General features: G+C 57.9%; 14 protein-coding genes. 7 read left to right on the forward strand and 7 right to left on the reverse strand.

Translation table 11 applies throughout. The features are described from left to right. Nucleotides 1-29 precede the first annotated feature (29 nt). Nucleotides 30-1853, forward strand: a complete 1824-nt coding sequence (typA, locus tag L6R44_RS13900; protein WP_237424535.1) for a ribosome-dependent GTPase TypA — start codon at nt 30-32, stop codon at nt 1851-1853. 50 nt (nt 1854-1903) lie between these two features. On the opposite strand, the gene ompL is transcribed toward typA, so the two are convergent. From ompL to yihU, 7 genes are all read right to left on the reverse strand, one after another. Beyond that, complete coding sequence (ompL, locus tag L6R44_RS13905) at nt 1904-2590, reverse strand: porin OmpL (protein WP_237424536.1); 687 nt, start codon at nt 2588-2590, stop codon at nt 1904-1906. 74 nt (nt 2591-2664) lie between these two features. Further along, nucleotides 2665-4089: an MFS transporter gene (locus L6R44_RS13910; RefSeq protein WP_237424537.1), complete on the reverse strand. Its 1425-nt coding sequence runs from the start codon at nt 4087-4089 to the stop codon at nt 2665-2667. Nucleotides 4090-4132: 43 nt separating this feature from the next. Then, on the reverse strand, nt 4133-5515 hold the full coding sequence (locus tag L6R44_RS13915; protein WP_237424538.1) for an MFS transporter: 1383 nt from the start codon (nt 5513-5515) through the stop codon (nt 4133-4135). A gap of 45 nt (nt 5516-5560) precedes the next feature. After that, entirely contained in the window at nt 5561-7585 is a 2025-nt protein-coding gene (locus L6R44_RS13920; RefSeq protein WP_237424539.1) for an alpha-glucosidase, read from the reverse strand. 17 nt (nt 7586-7602) lie between these two features. Next, nucleotides 7603-8844 carry a sulfoquinovose isomerase gene (gene yihS, locus L6R44_RS13925; protein WP_237424540.1) on the reverse strand — a complete coding sequence of 414 codons (1242 nt, stop codon included), beginning with the start codon at nt 8842-8844 and terminating at the stop codon, nt 7603-7605. Between the two features lie 14 nt (nt 8845-8858). After that, nucleotides 8859-9734, reverse strand: coding sequence for a sulfofructosephosphate aldolase (yihT, locus tag L6R44_RS13930; RefSeq protein WP_237424541.1), 876 nt, complete (start codon nt 9732-9734; stop codon nt 8859-8861). A 17-nt stretch (nt 9735-9751) separates the two neighbouring features. Further along, nucleotides 9752-10642, reverse strand: a complete 891-nt coding sequence (gene yihU, locus L6R44_RS13935) for a sulfolactaldehyde 3-reductase (RefSeq protein WP_237424542.1) — start codon at nt 10640-10642, stop codon at nt 9752-9754. Between the two features lie 155 nt (nt 10643-10797). Here yihU and L6R44_RS13940 point away from each other — a divergent pair, with 155 nt between their 5' ends. The 6 genes from L6R44_RS13940 to fabY all read left to right on the forward strand — a co-directional run bounded on the left by L6R44_RS13940 (nt 10798) and on the right by fabY (nt 15543). Beyond that, nucleotides 10798-11694 (forward strand): sugar kinase, encoded by an 897-nt coding sequence (locus L6R44_RS13940; RefSeq protein WP_237424543.1) that lies wholly within the window; start codon nt 10798-10800, stop codon nt 11692-11694. A 34-nt stretch (nt 11695-11728) separates the two neighbouring features. Next, nucleotides 11729-12529, forward strand: a complete 801-nt coding sequence (locus L6R44_RS13945; protein ID WP_032644311.1) for a DeoR/GlpR family DNA-binding transcription regulator — start codon at nt 11729-11731, stop codon at nt 12527-12529. A 119-nt stretch (nt 12530-12648) separates the two neighbouring features. After that, entirely contained in the window at nt 12649-13248 is a 600-nt protein-coding gene (gene yihX, locus L6R44_RS13950; RefSeq protein WP_237424544.1) for a glucose-1-phosphatase, read from the forward strand. Further along, on the forward strand, nt 13242-14123 hold the full coding sequence (locus L6R44_RS13955; protein ID WP_032644313.1) for a virulence factor BrkB family protein: 882 nt from the start codon (nt 13242-13244) through the stop codon (nt 14121-14123). Before yihX ends, L6R44_RS13955 begins: the two co-directional genes overlap by 7 nt. Continuing rightward, complete coding sequence (gene dtd, locus L6R44_RS13960; RefSeq protein WP_008501836.1) at nt 14120-14557, forward strand: D-aminoacyl-tRNA deacylase; 438 nt, start codon at nt 14120-14122, stop codon at nt 14555-14557. Before L6R44_RS13955 ends, dtd begins: the two co-directional genes overlap by 4 nt. A 44-nt stretch (nt 14558-14601) precedes the next feature. Next, a complete protein-coding gene (gene fabY / locus L6R44_RS13965) occupies nt 14602-15543 on the forward strand; it encodes a fatty acid biosynthesis protein FabY (protein ID WP_032644315.1) in 942 nt (313 codons plus the stop codon). Nucleotides 15544-15590: the final 47 nt, after the last annotated feature.

Raw genomic sequence — 15590 nt, forward strand, 5'->3', positions numbered from 1 at the left:
CGCTATTTCTAAATGCCTGAGGCAAAGTTGTGATCGAAAATTTGCGTAACATCGCCATCATCGCGCACGTTGACCATGGTAAAACTACCCTGGTTGATAAGCTGCTGCAGCAATCCGGTACGTTTGATGCGCGTGCCGAAACCCAAGAACGCGTGATGGACTCCAACGATTTGGAGAAAGAGCGTGGGATTACCATCCTCGCGAAAAACACCGCGATTAAATGGAATGACTACCGTATCAACATCGTTGATACCCCAGGGCACGCCGACTTCGGTGGTGAAGTTGAACGTGTAATGTCCATGGTAGACTCCGTTCTGCTGGTCGTTGACGCAATGGATGGCCCAATGCCACAGACGCGCTTCGTGACCAAAAAAGCTTTTGCCCATGGTCTGAAGCCAATCGTTGTTATCAACAAAGTTGACCGTCCTGGCGCGCGTCCTGACTGGGTTGTTGATCAGGTCTTCGACCTGTTCGTTAACCTCGACGCGACCGACGAGCAGCTGGACTTCCCTATCGTTTACGCTTCTGCGCTGAACGGTATTGCCGGTCTGGACCACGAAGACATGGCTGAAGACATGACCCCGCTGTATCAGGCGATTGTTGACCGTGTTCCTGCGCCAAGCGTCGATCTCGACGGCACCCTGCAGATGCAGATCTCTCAGCTCGACTACAACAACTACGTTGGCGTTATCGGCATTGGTCGTATCAAGCGCGGTAAAGTGAAGCCTAACCAGCAGGTCACTATCATCGATAGCGAAGGCAAAACCCGTAACGGTAAAGTCGGTAAAGTACTGACTCACCTGGGTCTTGAGCGTATCGAGAGTGACGTTGCGGAAGCGGGCGACATCATCGCTATCACCGGTCTGGGTGAACTGAACATCTCCGACACCATCTGCGATCCGCAGAACGTCGAAGCGCTGCCAGCCCTGTCCGTTGATGAACCAACCGTATCCATGTTCTTCAACGTCAACACCTCTCCGTTCTGTGGTAAAGAAGGTAAATTCGTTACCTCCCGTCAGATCCTTGACCGCCTGAACAAAGAGCTGGTGCACAACGTTGCGCTGCGCGTTGAAGAAACCGAAGACGCTGATGCATTCCGCGTTTCGGGTCGTGGTGAGCTGCACCTGTCTGTTCTGATCGAAAACATGCGTCGTGAAGGTTTCGAGATGGCGGTTTCCCGTCCGAAAGTTATCTTCCGCGAAATCGACGGCCGTAAACAAGAGCCGTTCGAAAACGTAACGCTGGACGTTGAAGAGCAGCACCAGGGTTCTGTCATGCAGGCTCTGGGCGAGCGTAAAGGCGACCTGAAAAACATGAATCCAGATGGCAAAGGCCGCGTACGTCTCGACTACGTGATCCCAAGCCGTGGCCTGATCGGCTTCCGTTCTGAGTTCATGACCATGACCTCCGGTACCGGTCTGCTGTACTCCACCTTCAGCCACTACGACGACGTTCGTCCGGGTGAAGTGGGCCAGCGTAACAACGGCGTGCTGATCTCCAACGGTCAGGGTAAAGCGGTTGCGTTTGCGCTGTTCGGTCTGCAGGATCGCGGTAAGCTGTTCCTGGGTCACGGTGCGGAAGTTTACGAAGGCCAGATCATCGGTATTCACAGTCGTTCTAACGACCTGACCGTAAACTGCCTGACCGGTAAGAAACTGACCAACATGCGTGCGTCCGGTACTGACGAAGCAACGGTTCTGGTTCCACCGATCAAGATGACTCTGGAGCAGGCTCTGGAATTCATCGATGATGACGAACTGGTCGAAGTGACTCCACAGTCAATTCGTATCCGTAAACGTCACCTGACCGAGAACGATCGTAAACGTGCTATGCGCGGTGCGAAAGAAGACTAATACGGTTAATCCGTAGTAAAAAAGCCGCTGAGAAATCAGCGGCTTTTTTGTTAGAACGAATACCTTAACCCCAACCGAATCCGGTACTGCTCGCGGTTGTAATCATTCCATCTGTCCAGCCACTGAAGCTCGAGGTACGGCAGCCAGTTTCTGTCGATCTTATAGCTGAATTTATTGGTGATTTCCCAGTGATGGTCTTTGCCGTTTTTGCTGTGGTAATCATTCACCCGCTGGAAAAAGTGCGGTTCAAAGGTGTAGAAAAAGGCATCCGTCACTTTGAAATTCCAGTAGTTGGCAAACTCGTGCGTGTCGTTTTTATCCATCTGCCCGTTGTAATCCGGCGTATCGTAATTGTTATGGTTATAGCGATAGCGAAACGTCAGGTTGAACCCGTCGACGAATTTATAATTGGTGTCCAGATAGACCGCACCGCCCGAACCGGCGCTGCTGTCGTTAATTAATCCGCCGGGCTGGAAGGTGAGTTTGTCGGTGGGTTTAAAGAGCGGATACCACCCCTCAATTTCGTTATAGCTGTGCTTCAGCTCGTCCCATTTCCCCACGTTATAGGCGTTGGTGAACATCAGCCCCGCGCCCATATCGAAGTTATATCCCGCTCGCAGGATCACCTCGTGCAGCTCAGAGGCCGTGTTGTAGGCTTCACGCGTTTCGACATAGGCCCCGGCGAATACCGGGCAGGACACAGACGACACGATCAGTACGGTAATGATTCTTTTCATAATTTGTCCATGTATCAGGTACAGAAAGGCCTCCCTCCTGATTAACAGGAAGGACATAGTGGCCGGATTTATTGTTATAAAGTGACTGCTGACGCTTTATTGTTGGTGGTGATCTCAGGGGTATTTGCGGTTTGTTTTTTCCGTTTTCCAATCTCCTCGATAATAAAGGCGAAGCGCGCTTCGTTGAGTTTATAAAACAGCCCCATGGTTACGGCGGCCACGATCGCCAGGCCGCAAGGCCAGAGGAAAATAAGCTGGCGCAATCCCAGCAGCGTGCCTGCGCTTTGAACGGCATGGGGAACGTAGCCAATCTGGGTCAGCATGATGCCGGGCAGGAAGCCGGCGAGGGCGGCGGATATTTTGCGCGAGAAGGTATACCCGGTGTACACCGACCCTTCGGCGCGGATGCCGGTTTTCCACTCGCCGTAATCGACGGTATCCGGCACCAGCGCCCAGTTCAGGCTGTTCACAAACGCCGTGCCGAAGAAGGCCATGCAGGAAAACAGCACGAACAGCAGGGAGCTGGTCCCCCAGAAGAAGTTCAGCACGTCACCCACCGCCCACAGCGCCAGCCCGCCCAGATAGACCGGCTTCTTGCCAAAGCGCTTCACCGCGCCGGGCACCAGAAACACGCCAATCAGAATGCAGCCCATGCTGAAAAAACCCATCCACGACAGCAGATGCAGATCGTTCAGCACGTACTGGGTGTAATAGACCTGAATCGCCAGCTTGATGTTAAAGGCGGCGAGGGTACACAGGTTGGCGATGCACAGCACCAGCAGCGGCGGGTTACGGAAAATCGCGCAGAACGATTTCAGAATGCCGGGCTTATGGTGATCGGGCGTGAGCTCCACGTAGCGCTCCTTCACGCCGCTGTAGCACCACCACATGCAGAACAGACCACCCGTCACAAACGCCAGCGCGGCCACCAGATAACCGAGAGAGGGCTGGTGGACGAACAGCGCCTGAATGGGCATAAAGCCGACGGTGCAGAGCAACAGCCCGACCGTGGCGCCGCCCTGACGCCAGGCGGCAAGCTGCGCGCGCTCGTTGGGGTTTTTGGTCATGGCCGGTACCATCGCCCCGTAAGAGCAGTTCATCAGGCTGTAGCACAGGCCAAACAGCATAAAGAGCACCGTGGCGAGCGCCGTTTTCACCGTCAGGCTAAAGTCGTTGGCCATAAACTGCGCCGTCGCGACCAGCGCCACCGGGACGGAAGCGTAAAGAATAAACGGCCTGAATTTTCCCCTCGCGCCGATATTGCGCCGGGAGTCCAGCAGCACGCCGGTCAGCATGTCGGTAAGCGCGGTGAAGAATTTCGCCACCAGGAAAATAATGCCGCCGTAGAACGCGGGCAGGCCCAGTTCATCGGTGTAAAACTTCAGGAGATACAGCGTGCCAATACACAGCATCAGGTTCGAGCCAAAATCGCCCATCCCGTAGGCGCACTTCTCTCGCAGGCTCAATTTCAGGGTTAACGGATCACTGTTATGTGTCATGGTCGATCCTCAGAGCGCCCCGCAGGGCGCGCTATCTCGTCTTTTATGCCGTACGCTTGCGCAGTTCAATCTCTTCGACGATGCGCACATACATCTTCTCGTTGAGGTTGTAGAAGCAGCCCATCGCCACGATGGTGATGACCGCCAGCAGGCTCGGGTAGATAAAGATCAGCTGCCGCAGGCCTTCAACCGTCCCGGCGGATTGTGCCACGTTGGGCACATAGCCGATCTGCGTCAGCATAATCCCCGGGAAGAAGCCCGCCAGCGCCTGAGACACCTTGCGGAAGAAGGTAAATCCGGTGTAGACCGTTCCCTCGGAGCGCACGCCGGTACGCCACTCGCCGTACTCCACGGTATCGGACACCAGCGCCCAGTTCAGGCTGTTCACAAACGCGGAGCCGAAGAAGGCCAGGCAGGAGAACGCCACAAAGCTCACCGAGCCGCCGCCGAAGAAGTAGTTGAGCAGATCGCCCGCCACCCAAATCGTCAGCCCGCTGATGTAGACCTTTTTCTTACCGAAGCGCCGCACCGCGCCGGGCATCATAAAGACGCCGATAAAAATACAGCCCATGCTGAAGAAGCCCATATACGACAGCAGGATCGGGTCGTTCAGGACGTACTGCGTGTAGTACACCTGGATGGCGAGCTTGACGTTGAAGGCGCCCAGCGTGCACAGGTTAGCAATGCACAGAATAAACAGCGGACGGTTCCCGGCGATGGCGCGAAACGACTGCAGCAGCCCGGGCTTTTGCGCCGGATTGGCAGGCCGCGTCTCGACGTAACGCTCGGTCACGCCCTTATAGCACCACCACATAAAGAACAGCCCGAACAGCGAGAAGAGGGTGGCGGCAAAGATATAGCCAAGCCGATCGTTGCCCTCAATCAGGTTCATCACCGGAACAAAGCCCACGGTACAGAGCAGCAGGCCCAGCGTGGCGCCGCCCTGACGCCAGGCGGCCAGCGAGGCGCGCTCGTTCGGGTTTTTGGTCATGGCGGGCACCATCGCGCCGTAAGAACAGTTCATCATGCTGAAGAACAGGCCGTACAGCATGAACAGCACGGTCGCCATGACCGTCTTACCCGTGACCTCAAACGGCGTGCCGACGAAGTTGGCAATCGCCAGCAGCGTCACCGGGAACGCCGCGTACAGCACGAACGGGCGGAATTTCCCCTTCGGGCCAATCTTGCGCCGGGAGTCGAGCATGATCCCGGTGCCCATGTCGGTGAAGGCGGTAAAGAACTTGGCAATCAGGAAGATGATCCCGCCGTAGGTGCCCGGCAGCCCCAGCACGTCGGTATAAAACTTCAGCAGATACAGGGTGCCGATATCCAGCAGGATGTTCGAGCCGAGATCGCCCATCCCGTAGGCGAGTTTCTCTTTAAACGGCAGGCGTAGGGTTGCCGGATCGGAAGTATGTTGACTCATTATTATTCTCCGTCTGCCCGCAGGTTTCCCTGCGGGCGAGCCTTATCAGATATGACGTAAGGTGCTAAACAGATCTGCCCATTCGCTGTGCTGGCGATAGAAGACCGGCGGCTTGCCGAGCGGGGCATCAACGGTCACCTCACCGCCCCGGCAGGTTTCGCCGGTCCACGCATTCACCCAGCTGTCCTGCGGCAGATAGAGCGTCCAGTCGGTGCGCCCCTCTTCGTGAACCGGCGCCACCAGCAGATCGCGGCCAAACAGATACTGGTACTTCAGCGTGTAGGCGCGGGCGTCGTTCTCGTAGTGCAGGAACAGCGGGCGCATTACCGGCAGGCCGCTTTTCGCGTTCTGCGCGACGGCGGCTTTGATATACGGCTTCAGGGTGGTGAAGACGGTGGTCATGCGCGCGAAGTGCGCGATGGTTTCCGCATCGCCGTCGAACTGCCAGTTGTCCCCGGGGCGATTGCCCTCATGGGTGCGCATCATCGACGTGAAGGCGCTGAAATCGCACCAGCGCAGCAGCAGCTCTTTGCTGCGCTTCATCCCGAAGAGGGTGGTATAGCCGCCGATGTCGCTGTGGTGCAGGCCGTGCCCGGTCATCGCCAGGGAGAGCGCCGCCGGAATCACCGAGGCCGGGCCGTCGTCCAGGCTCCAGTCGACGTTCTGGTCGCCCGCCCACATCATCACCGAGTGCTTCTGGCTGCCGGTGTAGCCCGCGCGCATGAAGAACAGGATCTCCCCGAGCTTGCCGGTCTCTTCCAGCGCCTCGTAGTTACACTTCGCCCACAGGGCAGGCCAGGCGTTGTGCATGATCTCCGCGCTGACGCCGTTGTGCAGGAAGGTGTCGGTCGGCAGGTACTCCCCGAAGTCGGCCATCCAGCCGCCGCAGCCCAGTTCGATCAGGTTCTTTTTGATGACCTCTTTGTACCAGCCGTAGGCTTCCGGATTGGTCAGGTCGATAACGCCCGCGTAGAACTCACCGAACTCGACGTGGTAGTCCTTGCCGTCGGCGTCTTTGGTCAGATAGCCGCGTTTCGCCGCCTCTTCGCACAGGTCTTTATCGCTGGCAACGTACGGGTTGATATAGGAGAGGAACTGCACGCCTTCCTCTTTCCACTGCTGAATACGCGCATCAAGCTGCGGGTACAGCTCGCGGTTCCACTTCCAGTTCCACATCACGCGTTTGCCGAAGGAGGTCATTCGGATGCCGGACCAGTCCTGCGCCCAAATGCCGTTCACCTTCACGCCGCCTTTGCGCATCACGTCGAGCTTCTGCTGACACACCTCGGTGCCGCCCTGAATCCCCAGCGTCACGCCGTCGTACACCCAGTCCGGCAGTTCTGGCTGTCTCCCCAGCAGAGCGGTGAGTTTTTCCAGCAGATCGACGTACGTTTCAGCACATTCGAAGCGCAGCGTGGCGTTATCTTCCCAGAACGCCAGCTCGTGGAAGTCCGGCGCGCTGAAGTCAAAGTTCATGTAGCAGCTGTTATCCACGTGGCAGTAGTACTTCTGGGTGCTCACAAACGTCGGCTGCGGGAAGAAGGTCCAGTAGTAATCGCCGCCCGCGTTCTCCTTGCAGTCTGCCTGCCAGGTGACAAAGGTTTGCTTGTTACGGCCCACGCCCTGCTCGCTGGTCCACAGCGGGAACGGCTTGCCGCGCAGATCGAAATAAGAGAACTGCTCGCCGCAGCCGTAGATATGATCTTCCGGCTGGGCCGCCAGCCGCAGCCAGATGCGGTTATGGCGAGTGGCATCATTGTTAAGCTTCAGCTCCAGACGGCCTTCGGCATCCACGCCCACCCGCAGCGTCGCGCTCACCGCGTCGCCCCGGGTAAAGCGGATCGCCCAGCCCGCGCTTTGCTGCGTGACGGTCGCATCCGTCAGGGCAATCTTTTCGTTGAGCCTGTCCTTGATGCTGAAGTTGCCGCGAAACATCTCGATATCGGCCTCGCCCGCGCCGATCCACAGGCAGGGCGCTTCCGCGGTGTGGGACAAAATCAGGCGGTTTTCCCAGTGCAGGGTGAAACCCCTTTCGTTATTTTTCAGGTCAATATTGTGTAGGGTACGCATAAGAGCTCCGTCTTTTATTATTTGGCCAGGCTATCCAGCAGGCCGGCGGCCGTTGCCGGGGCTAAGCCCGGCGCCAGCGGCAGGCGAGGGATCACCAGACAGTGCAGCAGATGGTAAATATCCTGCTTGCCGTCCCAGACTTTGGTCGTCACTTCGTTATTGGTGTCCAGCTCCTGCCACCAGGAGCCGTTCTCGTAATCCATCAGGTACTTGATGCAGTAATCCCACCACCTCTGATACCAGGCTTCGTACTGCGCCTCGCCGGTCACGGTGTAGAGCGCGTAAGCCGTGCCCATCGCCTCGACGATCGGCCAGCGCACGCGTTCACGCACGATAGGCTTGCCGTCCCAGCCCACGGAGTAGACAAACCCGTCCGCGCCGTCCGGTGCCCAGGCGTCGCGAATGGTGGCGTGGAACAATCCTTTCGCATCTTCCAGCAGCCACTCCGGCGGGGTTTCAAAGCGGGCTTCCAGCGCGGCGCGCAGGTGCAGCATCAGGCGGCCCCACTCGATCCAGTGCCCCGGCGTGCCGCCGTAGGCGCGGAAACGGTGGGCGGGGTTATCGATGTTGTAATCGCGGATCGGGTTCCAGTCAGTGTCGAAATGCTCGTTAACGCGGTAATCCCCTTTGCGCGCTACGTCGTGAATAATCACCGAGGCGATGCGCAGGGCGCGGTCGAGCCACTTGCGGTCGTGCGTCACGTCATAGACGATCAGGAAGGCTTCCACGGCGTGCATGTTGGCGTTGCCGCCGCGGTAATCCTCGGTTTTGCTAAAGGCCTCGTCCCAGGATTCGAGGCACATTTGCTCTTCCTCGCTCCAGAAATAGCGCTCGATCACCTCAATCGCGTCGTCCAGCAGCCTGCGCGCCTGCGGATGGCCGGTGGTCACGGCGCTCGCCGCGCCCAGCAGCACGAAGAAGTGCTGATAGCCCTGCTTGGAGGCGTCGATCACGCCCTCATCGTTCACGCAGGCGTACCAGCCCCCGTGCTGTTTGTCGCGCAGCGGGCCGTTGAGGGCATTAATGCCGTGCTCAACCAGGGCATACGCCCCGGGACGGCCCATGTTGGCCGCCACCGCATACACGTGCAGCATGCGGGCGGTGATCCACAGATGCGTGCCCATGTCGCTACGCACCTGGCCGTTATTGCCCAGCCAGCCAAAGCCGGTCGGCACGGCGGCGTTTTTACCGAAATCCAAAATACGGTCGGTCTCTTGTTCGAGCCAGCGGTTATGGCTCAGGGTGTTAAACCATTTCATGTTCGGGTCCTTTCTTAGCGGCGAGCCATCATTTCGTCGACGATCTCACCTAAACGCTGCAGTTTTGGCACGGAGACGTCGCGCAGCATCATTTCCGTATCCGGCAGCCCCACCACGGAGGACCACACGGCGCGACCGGCTAAAAAGCCGGAAGCCCCCGCCTGCATGGCAACCTGCACCGCGCGCGGGAAGAGCTTGTCATCCACGCCGGAAGAGAGGATCACCCACGGCATATTGATTTCCGCGTTCAGCTTTTGCGAGGCGGCCAGCAGCGCCTGCTGCGTACCTTTTCCGAACAGCGGCATCTCCACTTTGTAGAGGTCGGCACCGCTGTCGCCCAGCTCTTTCGCCGCATCAATAATCGCCTGCTCGCGGTCAAACGCGGCACCGCGACGCGGCGGACGCACCACCGGCTCAATGATGCTGAGCAGCCCGTTGCTGTGGCACAGCGTATTGAACGCCTGCACCATCTCCAGCCTCTGCTGAGGATCTTCATCGCTGCGCCAAAGCACCAGCAGCTTCAGCGCCTTGCCGCCGTCGCGCCTGACCGCCTGCGCGTCGATGTTCTTGTCGATCGCCACGCTGTCGACCGGAATACCGTTGCCCGGTATGAACTCGTCGGCGGCCACAATCATCGCGCAGCTCTTGGCAACGGCCTGCTGCGCCACAATCTGGCGATAGCAGAACTGCTGGTCGACGAGAATGGCGGAGGCGTAAGGCGACAGGATTTTGGCGGCGTTAACCTTAAAATCCGTGAGGTGCTGGTCGGTGACCGGCACCGGCGCGCCTGCCGCCGCAAACATCAGGCGCATCGCTTCGCGCTGGTCTACGGCCAGCATCGCAAAACCGCCGGAAGGTCGGGTGATATCTTTCAGGGTGTACATCGTCATTCCTCAGTCCTTTCGTATCAGTGTGATTTTTTCAGCCCGGCAGATGCGCGAACCTGTTCGAGAATGGCCGTCCAGTCTTCGCGCCCGCGCCCGGCGGCGCGTGCCTGGTTGTAAACTTCGCGGGAGGCCGCGCCGAGCGGCATCGGAACGTGGAGCTGATTGGCCACGTCGAGCGCAATGCCCAGATCTTTATGCGCCAGGTCGATCATGAAGGCGGGTGAAAGATCCCCTTTCAGCACCTTGTTCGGCCATGAGGTCGTGAAGTGGCCTTTGCCCGCAGGCGTGCCGCTCATCACCTTGAGCGCCACGTCGAAGGAGAGACCGAGCGCTTCGCAGAGCACGGCGGCCTCGGCCGACAGCGCGTTCAGGGCGATGCTCATGTAGTTATTAATAAGCTTCACGCGGATGCCCATGCCCGGCCCGCCGGCGTTAATCAGCTCGTTGCCCATCGCCATGAGTACCGGAGTAGCGCGCTCAACCTGCTGCGCCGTGCCGCCTGCCAGCAGAAGTAACGTACCGGCGATGGCATGGTCAGACGTGCGCCCGACCGGGACGTCCATCAGGCTGAAGCCGCGCGCCGCCATGTCGCGGATCAGCGCGTCGGTTTGCAGCGGATGGATGGTGGACATATCTATCACCAGCGCGTCGCGGGATAACCCATCGCACACGCCGTGCTCGCCGAACAATACGCTGCGCACCAGGTCACCGTTTGGCAGCATGGTAATGACGAATTCGGCGTCCACTGCGGCCTGCGCGGGCGTTGCCGCCGCCCGTGCGCCGTGCTCCACCAGCGCCTGAACCGCCTGCGGGTTCACATCAAATACGCTCAGCCGGTGGCCTTGCTTCAGCAGATTCTTCGCCATTGGCGCGCCCATCTGCCCTAAACCGATAAATGCGATTGCTGACATGCCTTTCTCCTGTCACATCGTGTCAATTTTTGCGCGTTTGTGTTGTCTGTTTTTGATCGTATTTGTAATTTATAGTCAAAAAATAGACATGGGTCACTTTTTAAACATTTGGTGAAATTAAAATGAGAGCATCAGAAATCGCACAAGGAATCACCATGACTCGCATCGTTTGTGTCGGCATTACCGTGCTGGATCGCATCTGGTATCTCGATGATTTACCAAAGGAAGGTGGGAAATATGTCGCAAAAGACTATACGGAAGTGGGCGGCGGCCCGGCGGCTACTGCGGCGGTGGCGGCGGCTAAACTGGGGGCGGAAGTGGATTTTATTGGCCGGGTGGGGGATGACGATACCGGCAGACGGCTGCTCGCGGAGCTGGAATCCCTGGGGGTGAACACCCGCTACACGCGCGTAGTAAAGGGTGCCCGCTCGTCACAATCGGCGGTGCTGGTGGACGCCAGCGGGGAGCGCGTCATTGCGAACTACCCCAGCCCCGATCTCCCCGCTGAGGCTAACTGGCTGCATGAAATCGACTTCTCACAGTGGGACCTTGTATTAGCGGACGTGCGCTGGCACGACGGGGCAAAGCAGGCGTTTACCCTTGCCCGTCGGCAGGGCGTTCCGACCCTGCTGGACGCCGACGTCACCCCGCAGGACATCGCGGAACTGATCGCCTTAAGCGACCACGCCGCCTTCTCCGCGCCGGGGCTGCGGCGCTTAACGCAGCTGGATGAAACCGTAGGTGCGCTGAAAAAAGCACAAACGCTCACAAATGGACATGTGTATGTGACCCAGGGGCGAGACGGCTGCTTCTGGCTGGAGAACGGCAGGTTATGCCACCAGCCCGGCTTTGAGGTGGATGTCATTGATACCACCGGCGCGGGCGACGTTTTCCATGGCGCGCTGGCGGTCAGCCTGGGGCAGCATGTCCCTGTGGACAACGCCGTGCGGTTTGCCAGCGCGGTCGCCGCACTGAAGTGCACCAGGCCCGGCGGGCGTGCGGGGATACCCGACTGTGATCAAACCCGCTCTTTTTTGTCACTTTTTGTATAAAATGCGGGGCGTGATGGTTTTCAGAGGACAGCCCATGAGCCTTACCGAACTGACCGGCAACCCGCGTCACGATCAGCTGCTGACGCTGATTGCCGATCGCGGCTATATGAATATTGATGAACTGGCGCAGCTGCTGGATGTCTCTACGCAAACGGTGCGGCGCGATATCCGCAAGCTCAGCGAGCAGGGACTGATTACGCGCCATCATGGCGGTGCGGGCAGGGCATCCAGCGTGGTGAATACGGCGTTTGAGCAGCGTGAAGTTTCGCTCACCGAAGAGAAGCGGGCGATTGCCGAAGCGATTGCGGACTACATTCCCGATGGCTCCACCATCTTCATCACCATCGGGACGACGGTAGAGCATGTCGCCCGGGCGCTGCTCAATCACAACCATCTGCGCATTATCACCAACAGCCTGCGGGTGGCGCACATTCTCTATAAAAACCCGCGCTTTGAAGTGATGGTCCCCGGCGGCACGCTGCGCCCGCATAACGGCGGTATTATCGGCCCGGCGGCGACGGCGTTTGTGTCCGGCTTTCGGGCGGACTATCTCGTGACCAGCGTCGGCGCGATTGAGCACGACGGCGCGATGATGGAGTTTGACGTCAATGAAGCCAGCGTGGTGAAAGCGATGATGGCTCACTCGCGTCATATTCTACTGGCAGCCGATCATACGAAGTACACCGCTTCCGCCGCCGTGGAAATTGGCAACGTGGCGCAGGCCACGGCGCTCTTTACTGATGAGCTCCCCGGCTCCACGCTGCAAAACCATCTAAAATCCAGCAAGGTTGAGGTCGTTGAAGTCAATTCAAACGACGAACAGCAGGCGGGTTAATCCGTTTATGGCCCGGATTTCAGGTTCGGGCTGCTCCTTTCTCTAAGCTGAATCTGACGCATAGCCAAACCTTCTCTTTCCCGCTACAGTTAATTTTCCACGGCGAGCAGGAGATAAACATGCTTTATATCTTTGACTTAGGAAACGTAATCGTCGATATCGATTTTAATCGGGTGCTGGGCGCATGGAGCGATTTTAGCCGTGTTCCGCTGGCGACGTTAAAGCAAAATTTCGCGATGGGCGAGACCTTCCACCAGCACGAGCGCGGCGAAATCAGCGATGAAGCATTCGCTGAACGTTTCTGCCAGGAGATGGGGCTCTCGTTAAGCTACGAGCAGTTTTCCCACGGCTGGCAGGCGGTATTTGTGGCGATTCGCCCCGAAACGATCGACATCATGCACAAACTGCGCGAGCAGGGGCACCGCGTGGTTGTTCTCTCCAATACCAACCGCCTCCACACCACGTTCTGGCCTGAGGAATACCCTGAGGTTAAGGCGGCGGCAGATAAAATCTATCTCTCGCAGGAGATGGGCATGCGTAAGCCTGAAGCGCGAATTTATCAGGCTGTTCTGCAGGAAGAAGGATTTACGGCGGCCGATACGGTCTTTTTCGACGACAATGCCGATAATATAGAGGGAGCTAACCAGCTGGGTATCACGTCAATTCTGGTGACCGGAAAAGAGACGATCCCCAACTACTTTGCGAAGCAGCTATGCTAAAAACCGTTCATCAAAAAGCCACACACCATACGCGTCCGCTGCGGGCCTGGCTGAAGCTGCTCTGGCACCGGATTGATGAGGACAATATGACCACGCTGGCGGGAAACCTCGCCTACGTGTCGTTGCTTTCATTAGTGCCGCTGGTGGCGGTGATTTTTGCGCTTTTTTCCGCCTTCCCGATGTTTGCGGAAGTGAGCGTACAGCTTCGCCACTTCGTTTTCGCGAATTTCATTCCCGCCACCGGCGACATCATTCAGAACTATATCGAGCAGTTCGTTGCTAACTCTAACAAGATGACGGCGGTGGGGGCGTGCGGTCTTATCGTCACCGCGCTGCTGTTGATGTACGCCATTGATAGCGCGCTCAACACCATCTGGCGGAGTAAAAAAGCGCGGCCCAAGGTTTACTCGTTTGCCGTCTACTGGATGATCCTCACGCTTGGCCCGCTGCTGGCCGGGGCAAGCCTTGCGATCAGCTCGTACCTTCTTTCGCTGCGCTGGGCGAGCGATTTTAACGGTGCCATTGATAACGTCCTGCGCATCTTTCCGCTGATTTTGTCGTGGCTCTCTTTCTGGCTGCTCTACAGCGTTGTCCCGACCTCGCGCGTACCTAACCGCGATGCGGTAGTGGGGGCGCTGGTGGCGGCGTTACTCTTTGAGCTCGGTAAGAAAGGGTTTGCCCTCTACATCACTATGTTTCCGTCCTATCAGCTCATTTACGGCGTGCTGGCGGTGATCCCCATTTTGTTTGTCTGGGTCTACTGGACCTGGTGTATCGTCTTGCTTGGTGCCGAAATAACTGTCACTCTCGGCGTATACCGCGAACTTAAAAAAGCAGCAGCAGCTGAAAAACAACAAGAAGCAGACCAACCATGATTGCATTGATACAGCGCGTAACCCGTGCCAGCGTCACCGTGGAGGGAGAGGTGACGGGTGAAATTGGCCCAGGACTTTTGGTGTTGTTAGGTGTCGAAAAGGATGATGACGAACAAAAAGCCAACCGACTGTGCGAGCGCGTGCTGGGCTACCGCATTTTCAGCGATGCGGAAGGCAAGATGAACCTGAACGTCCAGCAGGCGGGCGGCAGCGTGCTGGTGGTGTCCCAGTTTACGCTGGCAGCGGATACCGAGCGCGGCATGCGCCCGAGTTTCTCTAAGGGCGCCGCGCCGGATCGTGCAGAAGCACTTTACGAGTACTTTGTTGAGCGTTGTCGCCAGCAGGAAATGAATACGCAAACCGGACGATTCGCTGCAGATATGCAGGTATCGCTGGTGAACGATGGCCCCGTCACATTCTGGCTCCAGGTATGAGCATACTTACGGCATGGCCGCGGGTAACAAGAGAGAGTACAGCTATGTATCACCTTCGAGTACCGCAAACGGAAGAAGAGTTAGAAGCCTATTACCAGTTTCGCTGGGAAATGCTGCGCAAGCCATTACATCAGCCGAAAGGCTCTGAGCGCGACGCCTGGGACGCGATGGCCCATCACCAGATGGTGATGGACGAAGAGGGCAACCTCGTCGCCGTCGGGCGTTTGTATATCAACGCCGATAACGAAGCGTCAATTCGCTTTATGGCGGTTCACCCTTCCGTACAGGACAAAGGGCTGGGGACGCTCATGGCGATGACCCTGGAGTCCGTGGCCCGTCAGGAAGGCGTTAAGCGCGTCACCTGTAGCGCCCGCGAAGATGCCGTGGAGTTCTTTGCCAAGCTCGGTTTTGTGAATCAGGGGGAAATCACCGCCCCGCAAACCACGCCGATTCGTCACTTTTTAATGATCAAACCCATCGCCACGCTGGACGACATTCTTCATCGCGCAGACTGGTGCGGGCAGCTCCAGCAGGCCTGGTATCAGCACATTCCGCTCAGCGAAAAAATGGGCGTGCGCATCCAGCAGTACACCGGGCAAAAATTCATTACCACCATGCCGGAAACCGGCAATCAGAACCCTCACCACACCCTGTTTGCGGGCAGCCTGTTTTCTCTGGCCACGCTCACCGGCTGGGGGCTGATCTGGCTGATGCTGCGCGAGCGCCACCTTGGCGGCACCATCATTCTGGCCGATGCCCATATTCGTTACAGCGCGCCGATCAGCGGCAAACCGAGCGCGGTGGCTGACCTTGGCGCACTGGGTGGCGACCTTGATCGTCTGGCGCGTGGCCGCAAAGCGCGCGTGCAGATGCAGGTTGAGCTGTTCGGCGATGAAACCCCGGGCGCGGTGTTTGAAGGCACCTATATTGTTCTTCCGGCGAAGCCTTTTGGCGCGTATGAAGAGGGTGGGAACGAGGAGGAATAACTCAATTAAAAGAGAGTTATCTTCTTAGTAGATAACTCTCATATAGT

It is taken from the genome of Enterobacter cloacae complex sp. ECC445 (genome assembly GCF_021892025.1).
GTDB classification, from domain to species: Bacteria; Pseudomonadota; Gammaproteobacteria; order Enterobacterales; family Enterobacteriaceae; genus Enterobacter; species Enterobacter chengduensis.

Coding starts and splice junctions, on each gene's coding strand:
- ompL (WP_237424536.1), bottom strand. CDS start 2,590: ATGAAAAGAATCATTACCGTACTGATCGTGTCGTCTGTGTCCTGCCCG.
- L6R44_RS13910 (WP_237424537.1), bottom strand. CDS start 4,089: ATGACACATAACAGTGATCCGTTAACCCTGAAATTGAGCCTGCGAGAG.
- L6R44_RS13915 (WP_237424538.1), bottom strand. CDS start 5,515: ATGAGTCAACATACTTCCGATCCGGCAACCCTACGCCTGCCGTTTAAA.
- L6R44_RS13920 (WP_237424539.1), bottom strand. CDS start 7,585: ATGCGTACCCTACACAATATTGACCTGAAAAATAACGAAAGGGGTTTC.
- yihS (WP_237424540.1), bottom strand. CDS start 8,844: ATGAAATGGTTTAACACCCTGAGCCATAACCGCTGGCTCGAACAAGAG.
- yihT (WP_237424541.1), bottom strand. CDS start 9,734: ATGACGATGTACACCCTGAAAGATATCACCCGACCTTCCGGCGGTTTT.
- yihU (WP_237424542.1), bottom strand. CDS start 10,642: ATGTCAGCAATCGCATTTATCGGTTTAGGGCAGATGGGCGCGCCAATG.
- L6R44_RS13940 (WP_237424543.1), top strand. CDS start 10,798: ATGACTCGCATCGTTTGTGTCGGCATTACCGTGCTGGATCGCATCTGG.
- L6R44_RS13945 (WP_032644311.1), top strand. CDS start 11,729: ATGAGCCTTACCGAACTGACCGGCAACCCGCGTCACGATCAGCTGCTG.
- yihX (WP_237424544.1), top strand. CDS start 12,649: ATGCTTTATATCTTTGACTTAGGAAACGTAATCGTCGATATCGATTTT.
- L6R44_RS13955 (WP_032644313.1), top strand. CDS start 13,242: ATGCTAAAAACCGTTCATCAAAAAGCCACACACCATACGCGTCCGCTG.
- dtd (WP_008501836.1), top strand. CDS start 14,120: ATGATTGCATTGATACAGCGCGTAACCCGTGCCAGCGTCACCGTGGAG.
- fabY (WP_032644315.1), top strand. CDS start 14,602: ATGTATCACCTTCGAGTACCGCAAACGGAAGAAGAGTTAGAAGCCTAT.